The following is a 14,358-nucleotide window of genomic DNA, read 5'->3' as shown; positions in this document are numbered from 1 at the left end:
CGGATGCCGTCAGGTCGTCAGTGGCTGTTGCGACCGCGCACGGCCGGCGGAAGGTAATCCTTGCCAACCATGGCGCGGGCGAACAGGTAGTTGTTGCGAGCGCGGGCGGGCAGGCTGTCCAGATCGACGTGACCTTGCGGATCGCACGGGAAAGACATCCCGCGGCCAGCGTCGAAGATGGATTCAAACCGGATCTCGAATTGCGACGCAGCGGCGTCGGCGGCGATCTGGAGGTTCATTTGGGTTCTCCTGCTGAGTGCCTTTGCTTTCACTATCGGCGCTGGGGCGTTCGCTTCCCATAAGCGCAGCACGGTGCGTGGTGTCGGTGCGCGGAGGTGGTCCGTGTCCGACGTCGTCCTACAGCATGTGGGCACAACGGAAGTGCGTCGGATGACGTTGACGGTGCGGTCGAAGTTCGCCCGGAACTTCACACAGTTTTGCAGTCCTGCACGGCACTCCGATGGCTGTGGGACAGCGCCTACAGCGCGTCGCGGTGGCCGCCGCTTCGCTGGCGCTCCGGTGACGACGACGATGCCTTCATCGCAACCTGATCCCGCTCCGGTTCGAGGTCACCATGGACGACAACATGCTCATGCTGATGACATTGGCCACGTGTACGGCTACCGCGTTGGCGGTGCGCATGTGGCAATGGCTCGACGAACTGCCGCGGGACGACTTCCAGGAGGACCTGCCATGAGCGCCCGACCACCCCTGCCGCCCGAGCATCCCGCCGACGCTTCCACGGTCGATCCTTCCGTCGAACGTCTGGCCAGTGAAGACCAGCCGCTGAGTCAGTCCGCCTTCATCTGCGGCGAAGTGACCTACCGGACCGGTGACGGTCCGATGATGGCCATCCGTCCCGGCGCCGTGCAGGTCGAGATCAACGAGCACGACGTGACGCTGGGCTGGGAGGAGGGCGACTCGCGCCTGAGTGCCCTCATGCCCCGCAGCGAGTACGCGCGCTTCATCGGCACCGGCGCGATCAAGCCGGTCGTGACGCACCGACCGGACGACGTGGCTGCGGCGGGCGCTGCAAGTGAGGCGCCGAGCGCATCGAACTCGCAGCCGGAACTGGACAAGGCGCAGGGCAAGCCCGGGCACTGAGCCGGGCCGGTACCACGCACGCGCGGTTGGTGCCGCGCAATGAAAAACGCCTCGGAGATTCCGAGGCGTTTTTGCGTGCGGCGAGACGATCAGTCGCGATCGCCGCCGACGATGCCCAGCAACTGCAGCAGCGCGGTGAACACGTTGTACAGGTCCAGGTAGATGTTGAGCGTCGCGCTGATGTAGTTGGTCTCGCCGCCGTCGATGACGCGCTTGACGTCGACCAGCATGAAGGCCGAGAAGATGCCCAGCACGGCGACCAGCAGCGCCAGGTGCACGCCGGTGGATTGCAGGAAGACGTTGGCGATGCCGGCGATCATCGCGATCACGGCGCCGACGAACAGGAACTTCTGCAGGCCCGAGAGGTCGCGCTTGACCACGGTCGCCAGCGACGCCATCGCGAAGAAGATCCCCGCGGTGCCGCCGAAGGCCGTCATGATCAGCGTGCCGCCGTTCTTGAAGCCCAGGATCGCGGCCAGCAGGCGCGACAGCATCAGGCCCATGAAGAACGTGAAGGCCAGCAGCGAGGCGACGCCGGCGGCGGAGTTCTTGGTCTTCTCGACCAGGAACATCAGGCCGAACGCGCCGACGAAGAACAGGATCATGCTCGCGCCGTTGCCCATGGCGGCGAGCAATCCGGTGCTCACGCCGATCCAGGCGCCGAGCACGGTCGGGATCAGCGAGAGCGCCAGCAGCGCGTAGGTGTTGCGCAGCACGCGCTGGCGGTCGGCGGACAGCGACGAGCCGAAGCCGCCGGGGTTGAGGTCGATGATGCGGTCGTTCATGTGCGTGCGCCCCATGAAGTGAGAGTTGCTGTCGATTGTAGGCATGGGTCTTAAGGCTTCGTTAAAGTGATCGTCTTTCCTTCAATGACCCCGACGAGGCCGCAGATGAAACAGAAGCCCTTCCTGACCCTGGACGACGTCAAGCGCATCGCCGCCGCCGCGGAAGCTGAAGCCGTCAAGAACAACTGGCCCGTGACCATCGCGATCGTCGACGACGGTGGTCATCTGCTGTGGCTGCAACGCCTGGACAACGCCGCAGCCACGTCGGCCGTGATCGCCCCCGCGAAGGCCAAGACGGCCGCGCTCGGACGCCGCGAATCCAAGGTCTACGAGGACATCGTCAACAACGGTCGCAACGCCTTCCTCAGCGTGCCCCTGGAAGGGATGCTCGAGGGCGGCGTGCCGGTGATCGTCGACGGCTTCTGCGTCGGCGCAGTCGGCGTCAGCGGCGTGAAGTCCAACGAGGACGCGCAGGTCGCCAAGGCCGGCATCGCCGCCCTGGGTTGAGTCACAAAGTGCTCAGCCCCCATCCGGGGCAGTCCTCGGTCCCAGACCGTGGAAGTGCTGGATGGTTCAGGGACGGGAGGCCTTGGGGTTTTGGCGCTTGCCGCCAAGGCCCCATGGCCTCGCGGCCAATCGCTCAAAGGTGGCAGTCGAGGACTCTCAAACCATGACCACGCGATGACCCGTTTGCGCAAATCTTCTCCGTGAATACCCCGACGGGTTATACTCGTCAGGTTTACCCGCAACCTACCGCGTCCCGCACACTTCACCCCCGATCGCATCGGATCCCACTCGGATCGACTCCCTCACAGGAGACCCGGTCGCACCCGCGCGCCAGCCGTCCATGGCGCGTGCCGGCGGCGATGCCAGGGCCCTGAAGCAGAGCCGGGCGCGCGCACAACAACGGAGTTTCCCGTGCTGCCCGATCTGCTTTCCGCTCCCCCCGCGATTCTTGCCCTGGCAGACGGCACGGTCTTCAAGGGTTCCGCGCTCGGTGCCGCCGGCCGGACCGTTGGTGAGGTGGTGTTCAACACCGCGCTCACCGGCTACCAAGAAATCCTCACCGACCCCAGCTATTGCCGCCAGATCGTCACGCTGACGTATCCGCACATCGGCAACTATGGCGTCAATGACGAGGACGTCGAGGCGTCGAAGATCTTTGCCGCAGGCCTGATCATCAAGGAGGCGCCGGTCCTCGACTCGAACTTCCGCAAGGGCCGCACGCTGCGCCAGTACCTGAAGGACGAGGGCACCGTCGCCATCGCCGACCTGGACACGCGCCGCCTGACGCGCGTGCTGCGCGAGAAGGGCGCCCAGAACGGTTGCATCCTGGCGCTGGGCGCCGGCGAGCAGATCACGCAGGCGCACATCGACGAAGCCGTCTCGCTGGCCAAGGGCGCGCCGAGCATGGCGGGCCTGGACCTGGCGAAGGTCGTCAGCCGCACTGAACGCGAAACCTGGACCGAGACCGAGTGGACGCTCGGCAAGGGCTACGGCGAGCAGACCGCCCCGAAGTTCCACGTCGTCGCCTACGATTTCGGCGTCAAGAGCAACATCCTGCGCATGCTGGCCTCGCGCGGCTGCCGCATCACCGTGGTGCCGGCGCAGACGCCGGCCTCGGAGGTCTTCGACCTCGAGCCGGACGGCGTGTTCCTGTCCAACGGCCCCGGCGATCCGGAGCCTTGCGACTACGCGATCAAGGCCACCGCGCAGCTGATCGAGGCCGGCATCCCGACCTTCGGCATCTGCCTGGGCCACCAGATCATGGCGCTGGCCTCGGGCGCGAAGACCTTCAAGATGAAGTTCGGCCATCACGGCGCGAACCATCCGGTGAAGGACCTCGACAACGGCCGCGTCAGCATCACCAGCCAGAACCACGGTTTCGCGGTCGATCCCGACACGCTGCCGTCCAACCTGCGCGCGACGCACGTCAGCCTGTTCGACGGCACGCTGCAGGGCCTGGCCCGCACCGACAAGCCCGCGTTCTGCTTCCAGGGTCACCCGGAAGCGAGCCCCGGCCCGCACGACATTTCGTATCTGTTCGACCGCTTCATCGGTCTGATGTCCAAGGCCTGATGAAGAGGGAGACGACTCATGCCCAAGCGTTCTGATATCAAAAGCATCCTCATCATCGGCGCCGGCCCGATCATCATCGGTCAGGCCTGCGAGTTCGACTACTCGGGCGCCCAGGCCTGCAAGGCGTTGCGCGAGGAGGGCTACAAGGTCATCCTGGTGAACAGCAACCCGGCGACGATCATGACGGACCCGGACACCGCGGACGTCACCTACATCGAGCCGATCACCTGGCAGGTGGTCGAGAAGATCATCGCCAAGGAGCGCCCCGACGCGATCCTGCCGACGATGGGCGGCCAGACCGCGCTGAACTGCGCGCTGGACCTGCACAAGCACGGCGTGCTGGACAAGTACAAGGTCGAGATGATCGGCGCCAACGAGCACGCGATCGAGAAGGCCGAGGACCGTCTGAAGTTCAAGGACGCGATGACCAAGATCGGGCTGGGGTCGGCCCGCTCGGGCATCGCGCATTCGCTGGAAGAGGCCTGGTCGGTGCAGAAGCGCATCCATGCCGAGATCGGCGGCGACGGCTTCCCGATGGTGATCCGTCCCAGCTTCACGCTGGGCGGCACCGGTGGCGGCATCGCCTACAACCCGGAGGAGTTCGAGGAGATCTGCAAGCGCGGCCTCGACCTCTCGCCGACGAACGAGCTGCTCATCGAGGAGTCGCTGATCGGCTGGAAGGAATACGAGATGGAAGTGGTCCGCGACAAGGCGGACAACTGCATCATCGTGTGCTCGATCGAGAACCTGGATCCGATGGGCATCCACACCGGCGACTCGATCACGGTGGCCCCGGCGCAGACGCTGACCGACAAGGAATACCAGCTGCTGCGCAACGCCTCGATCGCGATCCTGCGCGAGATCGGCGTCGACACCGGCGGCTCCAACGTGCAGTTCTCGATCAACCCGGTCGACGGCCGCATGGTCGTGATCGAGATGAACCCGCGCGTGTCGCGCTCGTCGGCGCTGGCCTCGAAGGCCACGGGCTTCCCGATCGCCAAGATCGCCGCGAAGCTGGCCGTCGGCTACACGCTCGACGAGCTCAAGAACGATATCACCGGCGGCATCACGCCGGCCTCATTCGAGCCGAGCATCGACTACGTCGTCACCAAGATCCCGCGTTTCGCCTTCGAGAAATTCCCGATGGCCGACTCGCGTCTGACGACGCAGATGAAGTCGGTCGGCGAAGTGATGGCCATGGGCCGCAACTTCCAGGAATCGTTCCAGAAGGCGCTGCGCGGCCTGGAAACCGGCATCGACGGCCTGTCCGAGATCAGCACCGACCGCGAGGAGATCGTGCAGGAGATCGGTGAGCCCGGTCCGTCGCGCATCCTGTTCCTGGGCGACGCCTTCCGCATCGGCATGACGCTGGACGAGGTCTTCGAGGAAACGAAGATCGATCCGTGGTTCCTCGCCCAGATCGAGCAGTTGATCAAGATCGAGCTGTCGCTGGCCGGCCGCACGCTGGCTTCGCTGAGCGTCGACGAGCTGCGCCTGCTGAAGAAGAAGGGCTTCTCGGACAAGCGCCTGGCCAAGCTGCTAGGTACGAACCAGCACGAGGTGCGCAAGACGCGTCACGCCCTGAACGTGCGCCCGGTCTACAAGCGCGTCGACACCTGCGCCGCGGAGTTCGCGACGCAGACGGCCTACATGTACTCCACGTACGACGAGGAGTGCGAGGCCAACCCGACCGACAAGAAGAAGATCATGGTGCTGGGCGGCGGTCCGAACCGCATCGGCCAGGGCATCGAGTTCGACTACTGCTGCGTCCATGCGGCCCTCGCGATGCGCGAGGACGGCTACGAGACCATCATGGTCAACTGCAATCCCGAGACGGTCTCGACCGACTACGACACCTCGGACCGCCTGTACTTCGAGCCGGTGACGCTCGAGGACGTGCTGGAGATCGTGGCCAAGGAGAAGCCGGTCGGCGTGATCGTGCAGTACGGCGGCCAGACGCCGCTGAAGCTGGCGCTGGACCTCGAGGCCAATGGCGTGCCGATCATCGGCACCTCGCCGGACTCGATCGACATGGCCGAGGACCGCGAGCGCTTCCAGAAGCTGCTGCATGAGCTGGGCCTGAAGCAGCCGCCCAACCGCACGGCGCGCAATGAAGATCAGGCCGTCGCGCTGGCCAACGAGATCGGTTATCCGCTGGTCGTGCGCCCGAGCTACGTGCTGGGCGGCCGCGCGATGGAGATCGTCCACGGCGACAAGGACCTCGAGCGCTACATGCGCGAGGCCGTGCGCGTCAGCGAGAAGTCGCCGGTGCTGCTGGACCGCTTCCTGGAGGACGCGGTCGAGGTCGACGTCGATTGCATCTGCGACGGCACCGACACGATGATGGGCGGCATCATGGAGCACATCGAGGCGGCCGGCATCCACTCGGGCGACTCGGCCTGCTCGCTGCCGCCGTACACGCTGTCCAAGGAGCTGCAGGACGAACTGCGCCGCCAGACCGCGGAGATGGCCAAGGCGCTGAAGGTCGTCGGCCTGATGAACGTGCAGTTCGCGATCCAGGGCGACGTGACCAAGGGCTTGTCCGAGAACACGGTCTACGTGCTCGAAGTGAACCCGCGCGCGTCCCGTACGGTGCCGTTCGTGTCCAAGGCGACCAGCCAGCCGCTGGCCAAGATCGCCGCGCGCTGCATGGCCGGTGTCAAGCTCAAGGACCAGAAGGCCGCCGGCGGCAAGCCGCCGGTCGAGATCCAGCCGCCGTACTTCAGCGTCAAGGAAGCCGTCTTCCCGTTCAACAAGTTCCCCGGCGTGGACCCGATCCTCAGCCCGGAAATGCGGTCGACCGGCGAAGTCATGGGCGCCGGCCGGACCTTCGGCGAAGCGATGCTGAAGAGCCAGCTGGGCGCTGGCTCGCGCCTGCCGCGCCAGGGCAACGTCCTGATCACCGTCAAGAACAACGACAAGGATCGTGCCGTCGCATTGGCGCGTGATCTGGCGGCGCTGGGCTTCGGCGTGGTGGCCACCAAGGGCACGGCGGCCGCGATCGAGGCGGCGGGCGTGCCGGTGCGCGTGGTCAACAAGGTCAAGGACGGCCGCCCGCACATCGTCGACATGATCAAGGGCGGGGACATCCAGCTGGTGTTCACGACCGTCGACGAGACGCGCACGGCGATTGCCGACAGCCGCCACATCCGTCAGGCGGCGCTGGCCAACCGGGTGACCTACTACACGACGATGGCCGGCTGCGAGGCCGCCGTCGAAGGCATGAAGCACAAGGACGGCCTGCTGGTGCAATCGCTGCAGGAACTGCACGCCGAACTGCATTAAACTGCCTCATCCCATTCCGCCGCCGCTGCTCAGCGATCCTGAGCGGCAGCGGCGGTTTGTTTTGTTACTCAAGGTTCTAGAGACATGGCCACGACGATCCCACTGACCAAGCGCGGCGCTGAGAAGCTCAAGGAAGAACTGCATCGGCTGAAGACGGTCGAGCGGCATGCCGTGATCAACGCCATCTCGGAAGCCCGTGCGCAGGGCGACCTGTCGGAAAACGCCGAGTACGAAGCCGCCAAGGACAAGCAGGGCTTCATCGAAGGCCGCATCCTGGAGATCGAAGGCAAGCTGTCGTCGGCGCAGGTGATCGATCCGTCGTCGGTGAATGCCGGCGGCAAGGTGGTGTTCGGCACCACGGTCGACCTTGAAGAGGAAGAGTCCGGCAACGAGGTCACCTACCAGATCGTCGGCGACGACGAAGCCGACCTGAAGCAGGGCCTGATCTCGATCAGCTCCCCGATCGCGCGCGCGCTGATCGGCAAGGAAGCCGGCGACGTCGCGGAAGTGGTGGCGCCCGGCGGCATCAAGCGCTACGAGATCGTCGACGTCCGCTACATCTGAAGCGCTGAGCCATGCTGCTGCGGATCCGCGCGCTGCTCGCTGCGCTGTGGGCCGGCGAACTGCTGACGGTCGCCCTGCTCGCGGCCCCGAACGCGTTCGCGACCCTCGAGCGGGCCGTGGCCGGCAAGTACGTCGCACGGCTGTTCGAGATGGATGCCCGAGTGGCGCTCGCCGCTGGCGTATTGCTGATCCTCATGGAGCGGCGACTGCACCGCGACGGCGCGGTCCGCGGGTCGGCGATGAGCCCGGATTTCTGGCTGCCCCTGGTGGCCATCGGATGCACCGCCGCCGGCTTCTATGCGTTGCAGCCGCTGATGGAGGCTGCGCGGCAAGGGCAGGGGAGCTGGACCTTCCTGCAGTTGCACGCGGTGTCGCTGGTTCTCTTCGGGGTGAGAACCCTCGCGGTCCTGGTGCTGGCCTGGCGGGTGAACGGGACGGCGTCCCGCTGAGCACTCAGATTCGGACGGCGAGGACAAAGAGAAAGACGGCCCGTGGGCCGTCTTGTCGTTGGCGCCCTGGCGCCGTCTCGGGCATCAGCCCTGGCTGGACTTCTTGACGCTGGTCTGGCGCGGCTTCTTGGCGCGCTTGACCTCACCGCCCTGGGTGACGCGCTGGTTGCCCAGGACGGTGACCTTCTTGATCTGCGGACGGTTGTTGCCGCTTTTCGAGAACTTCACGATCTTGACGACCTTGGGGGCCGAACGGGCGTCTTCCTTGACGGCGGCCTTTTCCTTCTCGGGCATCGGGCGCCACAGGACGAGCAGCTTGCCGATGTGCTGGATGGGCGCGGCGTCGAGTTCCTCGGCCAGCGTGGCGAGGATGGCTTCGCGACCGTCGCGGTCGTCCGACATGACGCGCACCTTGATCAGGCCGTGGGCCTTCAGCGCGTTGTCGACCTCCTTGGTGACGGCGGCCGTCAGGCCATCGCCGCCTATCATCACCACGGGGTCGAGGTGATGAGCGTCGGCGCGTTTTTCCTTGCGCTGGGCAGGGGTCAATTGAATAGCAGGCATCTGCTTATTATCCGTGCAATGAAAGTCGATACCAAAAGCAAGAAGGTGAACAAGGCGTGGTTGAACAACCACGTCAACGATCCCTACGTCAAATTGGCCCAGAAAGAGGGCTACCGCTCGCGCGCGGCCTACAAGCTCAAGGAAATCGACGAGGAATTCCAGCTGATCCGCCCCGGGCAGGTGGTGGTCGATCTCGGCGCATCGCCAGGCGCGTGGAGTCAGTACCTGCGCCGCCGTTTCGCGCCCAAGGAGGCGGGCGCCGGCGGCGCCGCGGTGGGTGAGCTGAACGGCCGCATCATCGCGCTGGACCTCCTGGAGTGCGAGCCGATCGAAGGCGTGGAGTTCCTCCAGGGCGATTTCCGCGAGGACGAGGTCTTGGCCCAGCTCGAGGCGATGCTCGACGGAAAGAAGGTGGATCTTGTGGTCTCGGACATGGCGCCCAACCTGTCCGGCATCGAAAGCACCGACGCGGCGCGCATGGAGCATCTGATCGAACTGGCGCTGGACTTTTCCCAACAACACCTGAAGCCCGAAGGTGCGCTCGTTGCCAAGGTGTTCCACGGCAGCGGTTATGACCAGCTCGTGCATGCCTTCCGTGCGCAGTTCAAGCGGGTGAAGACCGCCAAGCCCAAGGCCTCCCGGGAAAGATCGGCCGAGAATTTCCTGGTCGGCATCGGATTGAAGAAGGTCTGAAACGGCTTGAAATGGGTCTGTGGACCCTGCCAAAAAGGCAGGAGACAAACGCCGGGATGAGCCGGAAAGCGGCTGGATGCGACTGAAAGCGCGATGAGGCGTCAAAGTCGGGGGCGCTTCGAGCGGTTGGTCGGCGTTGCCCGTGGCAATATCTATCGTCGTGTATGGGAATGCCAATCAGGTCTGGGGACTTGACTGGCCTAGAATCCGCCCCATATGCCGTGAAAGTCCGCTGCCCGAGGCTGTATCGGTGGGCGTGCGGTGATGGAATGACAAAGGAGTCGCGGTGAACAATCAGTGGTTCTCGAAGGTGGCTGTATGGATGGTGATCGCCTTGGTGCTGTTCACTGTCTTCAAGCAGTTCGATCGCAGCGCAACCCAGGGTACCCAGACCGTTTACTCGGAGTTCCTCGAAGAGGTCCGTGCCAAGCGCGTCAAGCAGGTCATCCTGCAGGAGACCCCCGCCGGCACCGAGATCCAGGCGACGACCAGTGACGGCAACAAGCTGCGCACGACCGCCCCGTTCATGGATCGCGGCCTGATCGGTGACCTGATCAACAACGGCGTCAAGTTCGACGCGAAGCCGCGGGAAGAGCCCTCGGTGCTGATGAACATCCTGCTCAGCTGGGGCCCGATGCTCCTGCTGATTGCCGTGTGGGTGTACTTCATGCGCCAGATGCAGGGCGGCGGCAAGGGGGGCGCGTTCAGCTTCGGCAAGTCGAAGGCGCGCATGCTCGACGAGGCCAACAACACCACGACCTTCGCCGACGTCGCCGGATGCGACGAGGCCAAGGAAGAGGTCAAGGAGCTGGTCGACTTCCTGAAGGACCCGCAGAAATTCCAGAAGCTCGGTGGCCGGATCCCGCGCGGCGTGCTGCTGGTCGGCCCTCCGGGGACCGGCAAGACGCTGCTGGCCAAGGCCATCGCCGGCGAGGCGAAGGTCCCGTTCTTCACGATCTCCGGTTCCGACTTCGTCGAGATGTTCGTCGGCGTGGGCGCGGCCCGTGTGCGCGACATGTTCGAGCAGGCCAAGAAGAGTGCGCCTTGCATCATCTTCGTCGATGAAATCGATGCGGTCGGTCGCCATCGCGGTGCCGGCCTGGGCGGCGGCAACGACGAGCGCGAGCAGACCCTCAACCAGATGCTGGTGGAGATGGACGGCTTCGACACCAACCTCGGCGTCATCGTGATGGCCGCGACCAACCGCCCGGACATCCTGGATCCGGCACTGCTGCGTCCGGGACGTTTCGACCGTCAGGTCTACGTGACGCTGCCCGATGTGCGCGGCCGCGAGCAGATCCTGAACGTGCACATGCGCAAGGTCCCGGTCGGCCAGGACGTGCGCGCCGACATCCTGGCGCGTGGCACCCCGGGCTTCTCCGGTGCCGATCTGGCCAACCTCGTCAACGAAGCTGCATTGTTCGCTGCCCGCCGCAATGGCCGCGTGGTCGACATGCAGGACTTCGAGAAGGCCAAGGACAAGATCATGATGGGCCCCGAGCGGAAGTCCATGGTCATGCCCGAGGAAGAGCGCAAGAACACCGCGTACCACGAAGCCGGCCATGCACTGGTGGCGCGCCTGCTGCCCAAGACGGATCCGGTGCACAAGGTGACGGTGATCCCGCGTGGTCGCGCGCTGGGCGTGACGATGCAGCTGCCCGAAGGCGACCGCTACAGCATGGACAAGGACCGCATGCTGTCGACGATCTCCGTGCTGTTCGGCGGCCGGATTGCTGAAGAAGTCTTCATGAACCAGATGACGACCGGCGCCAGCAACGACTTCGAACGCGCCACGGCCATCGCCCGCGACATGGTCACCCGCTACGGCATGACCGACGAGCTGGGCCCGATGGTCTACGCCGACAACGAAGGGGAAGTCTTCCTGGGCCGTTCGGTCACGAAGACGACCAACATGTCGGAAGAGACGATGCGCAAGGTCGATCAGGAGATCCGCAAGATCATCGACGAGCAGTACACGATTGCCCGCGACCTGATTGAAGGCAACAAGGACAAGATGCACGCGATGGCGACGGCGCTGCTCGAATGGGAGACCATCGACGCCGACCAGATCAACGACATCATGGAAGGCCGTCCGCCGCGTCCGCCGAAGGACTGGACGCCGCCGGCCAACAAGCCGGACAGCGGTGGTACCCCGGCAGTCACCACGGGCAGTGCTCCGGCAGCCGCCTGATCGACGGGGCGTCAGATGACCCGCAAGGGTCTCTGATTCCTGATGGATCCCCGAAGGGCCGGTCTCGCGACCGGCCCTTCTGCTTTTGCGATCTACCCCGACCTGAAGCACAGGCGCTTCCGGGCTTGCGTCATACTTGCCGTCTGGCGAGGCAGTCCCTGGCGCAATCGAGCGCGCGGCCGCGCCCTCGACACTCACCCGTCCATGACTTCTCCCTCGATCTGGCAGACCACGCGCTTCGACCTCGATTTGGCAGAGCGGCCGTTGGTGATGGGCATCGTCAACGTGACGCCCGATTCCTTCTCGGACGGCGGGCAACATGCCGACGCGCTGAGCGCGATCAATTTCTGCGAGCGGCTGCTCGGCGAGGGCGTCGACATCCTCGATCTGGGCGGCGAATCGACGCGCCCCGGGGCGCCGCGACTCGATGCCGACGAGGAGTGGAAACGACTGGAGCCAGTGCTGCGTGCCGCGCTGAACTTCGGCGTCCCGGTGTCGGTCGACACCTGCAAGACCGAGGTGATGCGCCGTGCGCTGGACCTGGGCGTCGACATCATCAACGACGTGCAGGCCCTGCGCGACGAAGGCGCCGACAGGCTGCTGGCCGAGCACGGCAGCGCCGGCATCTGTCTGATGCACATGCGGGGCCAGCCCGCAGGCATGCAGCAGCTGACCGAATACGACGACGTTGTCCTCGAGGTGGCCGATTTCCTGCGCGAGCGGATGCGGCATCTGGTCGATATCGGCGTCGCGGCCGAGCGGATCACGCTGGATCCGGGTTACGGCTTCGCCAAGACCGTGGATCAGAACCTTGAACTGCAGCGGCGTCAGCGCGAATTGCTCGCGCTGGGACGACCTCTGCTGATCGGCTGGTCGCGCAAGTCGACGCTCGGGGCCGTGACCGGCAAGGCCGTCGATGAACGCATGCCGGCCAGCGTCGGTGCGGCGCTGGCATCGGTGGCCCTGGGCGCGCGCGTGGTACGCGTGCACGACGTCGGGCCGACCGTCGACGCGCTCAAGGTCTGGCAAGCCTTCGGCGCATCGCAGGGCTGACCTCCGTCCAGGCAGGACCGTCGAGCGCTCCAGCGCTCCCCCGATCGGGTGCCCCAAGGTGGGCGAGCAGCGACCACCTCGGCATCGGCGACAATCCGCGGATTCAAGATCGAGAAGTCGCAGGAGATCGCCTCAATGAGCCGGAAGTATTTCGGAACCGACGGTATTCGCGGAACCGTGGGCCGCACCCCCATCACCCCTGACTTCATGTTGAGGCTGGGCCATGCGGTGGGTCGCGTGCTCAAGCGCAGTTATGCCAAGCCCAGCGTGCTGATCGGCAAGGACACCCGCATCTCCGGCTACATGCTCGAGTCCGCGCTGGAAGCCGGCTTCGCGTCCGCTGGCGTCAACGTGCTGCTGACCGGCCCGCTGCCGACGCCCGGCGTCGCCTACCTCACCCGTGCGTTGCGCCAGCACCTGGGCGTGGTGATCTCGGCATCGCACAACCCGTTCGCGGACAACGGCATCAAGTTCTTCTCGTCCAAGGGCGAGAAGCTGCCTGACGCCTGGGAGCTGGACGTCGAGGCCGTGCTGGACGAGCCGCCGGTCTGGGTCGATTCCGCCAGCCTGGGGCGTGCCCGCCGCCTGGACGACGCACAAGGCCGCTACATCGAGTTCTGCAAGGCCAGCTTCAGCAGCGACCTCAGCCTGCGCGGCATGAAGCTGGTGATCGACGCGGCGCACGGCGCGGCCTACCAGGTGGCGCCGTCGGTGTTCCATGAGCTCGGGGCCGAGATCATCACGATCGGCAACAAGCCCGACGGCTACAACATCAACGACAAGGTGGGCGCCACGGCACCGCAGGCGCTGGTCGCCGCGGTCAAGGAGCACCAGGCCGATTACGGCATCGCGCTCGACGGCGATGCCGACCGCCTGCAGATGGTCGACGGCGAAGGGCGGCTCTACAACGGTGACGAGCTGCTCTATGTGATGGTCGCGGACCGGCTGGCTCGCGGTGAGCGCGTTCCCGGCGCGGTCGGCACGCTGATGACGAACATGGCGGTCGAACTGGCTTTGCGCCAGCGGGACGTCGAATTCGTCCGCGCCAAGGTCGGCGATCGCTACGTGCTGGAGGAACTGGCCGCCCGCGGCTGGCAACTGGGCGGGGAGGGCTCGGGTCATCTGCTGTCGCTGGATCGGCACACGACCGGCGACGGCATCGTGAGCAGCCTGCTGGTCCTCGAAGCGGTCTGCCGCAGTGGCCGCCGCCTGGCGGACCTGCTGGACGGTGTCACGCTGTTCCCGCAGACGCTGATCAACGTCCGCCTGCAGGCGGACCATCAGGACTGGAAGAGCAACCCTGCGCTGGCCCGCGTCGAAGCCGAAGTCACGGCCGAGCTGGGCGACCGGGGGCGGGTCTTGATCCGCAAGTCGGGCACCGAACCGCTGCTGCGGGTCATGGTCGAGGCCAGCGACGCCGACCTGGCGCAGCGCTGCGCCGAACGCCTGGCGGACGCCATCCGCGGCGGCTGACCCCTCCACCTCCAGCAAAAAGAAGGGCCGCCGGCGCGGGAGCGTCGGCGGCCCAATTTGCATTGGTCGGGTCGCGTCGAGCGCGACTCTTCGGGAGCGGGGCGGGCAGATCCTTTCG

At 65.7% G+C, this 14,358-nt stretch carries 14 protein-coding genes; 11 read left to right on the top strand and 3 right to left on the bottom strand.

All coding sequences use genetic code 11. The features are described 5' to 3' along the window. Positions 1-17 precede the first annotated feature (17 nt). On the bottom strand, positions 18-239 hold the full coding sequence (locus tag AC1VNM_RS10795; RefSeq protein ID WP_377154039.1) for a hypothetical protein: 222 nt from the start codon (positions 237-239) through the stop codon (positions 18-20). 335 nt (positions 240-574) lie between these two features. Between AC1VNM_RS10795 and AC1VNM_RS10790 the strand changes: the two genes are divergently transcribed. Then, positions 575-697, top strand: coding sequence for a hypothetical protein (locus AC1VNM_RS10790; protein ID WP_377154041.1), 123 nt, complete (start codon positions 575-577; stop codon positions 695-697). Beyond that, complete coding sequence (locus AC1VNM_RS10785) at positions 694-1,104, top strand: hypothetical protein (protein ID WP_483106922.1); 411 nt, start codon at positions 694-696, stop codon at positions 1,102-1,104. Before AC1VNM_RS10790 ends, AC1VNM_RS10785 begins: the two co-directional genes overlap by 4 nt. A gap of 89 nt (positions 1,105-1,193) precedes the next feature. Here the strand turns inward: AC1VNM_RS10785 and AC1VNM_RS10780 are convergent, their stop codons facing one another. Continuing rightward, positions 1,194-1,889, bottom strand: a complete 696-nt coding sequence (locus AC1VNM_RS10780; RefSeq protein ID WP_377161866.1) for a Bax inhibitor-1/YccA family protein — start codon at positions 1,887-1,889, stop codon at positions 1,194-1,196. Between the two features lie 105 nt (positions 1,890-1,994). On the opposite strand from AC1VNM_RS10780, the gene AC1VNM_RS10775 reads away from it, so the two are divergent. The 5 genes from AC1VNM_RS10775 (at position 1,995) to AC1VNM_RS10755 (ending at position 8,266) form a co-directional block, all read left to right on the top strand. Further along, positions 1,995-2,396, top strand: a complete 402-nt coding sequence (locus AC1VNM_RS10775) for a GlcG/HbpS family heme-binding protein (RefSeq protein ID WP_377154045.1) — start codon at positions 1,995-1,997, stop codon at positions 2,394-2,396. Between the two features lie 411 nt (positions 2,397-2,807). Next, a complete protein-coding gene (gene carA / locus AC1VNM_RS10770; RefSeq protein ID WP_431104197.1) occupies positions 2,808-3,968 on the top strand; it encodes a glutamine-hydrolyzing carbamoyl-phosphate synthase small subunit in 1,161 nt (386 codons plus the stop codon). A gap of 18 nt (positions 3,969-3,986) precedes the next feature. Beyond that, entirely contained in the window at positions 3,987-7,253 is a 3,267-nt protein-coding gene (carB, locus tag AC1VNM_RS10765; protein WP_483106921.1) for a carbamoyl-phosphate synthase large subunit, read from the top strand. A gap of 84 nt (positions 7,254-7,337) precedes the next feature. Next, positions 7,338-7,817 (top strand): transcription elongation factor GreA, encoded by a 480-nt coding sequence (gene greA, locus AC1VNM_RS10760; RefSeq protein WP_088406621.1) that lies wholly within the window; start codon positions 7,338-7,340, stop codon positions 7,815-7,817. A gap of 11 nt (positions 7,818-7,828) precedes the next feature. Further along, positions 7,829-8,266, top strand: coding sequence for a DUF4149 domain-containing protein (locus AC1VNM_RS10755; protein WP_483106920.1), 438 nt, complete (start codon positions 7,829-7,831; stop codon positions 8,264-8,266). Between the two features lie 84 nt (positions 8,267-8,350). Here AC1VNM_RS10755 and yhbY read toward each other — a convergent pair whose 3' ends face one another. Continuing rightward, positions 8,351-8,830, bottom strand: coding sequence for a ribosome assembly RNA-binding protein YhbY (yhbY, locus tag AC1VNM_RS10750; protein WP_483106919.1), 480 nt, complete (start codon positions 8,828-8,830; stop codon positions 8,351-8,353). Between the two features lie 18 nt (positions 8,831-8,848). On the opposite strand from yhbY, the gene AC1VNM_RS10745 reads away from it, so the two are divergent. From AC1VNM_RS10745 to glmM, 4 genes are all read left to right on the top strand, one after another. After that, positions 8,849-9,523, top strand: a complete 675-nt coding sequence (locus tag AC1VNM_RS10745) for an RlmE family RNA methyltransferase (RefSeq protein WP_377161868.1) — start codon at positions 8,849-8,851, stop codon at positions 9,521-9,523. Positions 9,524-9,809: 286 nt separating this feature from the next. Continuing rightward, entirely contained in the window at positions 9,810-11,714 is a 1,905-nt protein-coding gene (ftsH, locus tag AC1VNM_RS10740) for an ATP-dependent zinc metalloprotease FtsH (protein WP_377154051.1), read from the top strand. A gap of 204 nt (positions 11,715-11,918) precedes the next feature. Next, a complete protein-coding gene (gene folP / locus AC1VNM_RS10735) occupies positions 11,919-12,767 on the top strand; it encodes a dihydropteroate synthase (RefSeq protein ID WP_377161870.1) in 849 nt (282 codons plus the stop codon). Between the two features lie 135 nt (positions 12,768-12,902). Continuing rightward, positions 12,903-14,240, top strand: a complete 1,338-nt coding sequence (glmM, locus tag AC1VNM_RS10730) for a phosphoglucosamine mutase (protein WP_483106918.1) — start codon at positions 12,903-12,905, stop codon at positions 14,238-14,240. Positions 14,241-14,358: the final 118 nt, after the last annotated feature.

The sequence above is a fragment of the Mitsuaria sp. MSU3D genome (assembly GCF_056867975.1).
This window is presented reverse-complemented; position numbering and strand designations above follow the sequence as displayed.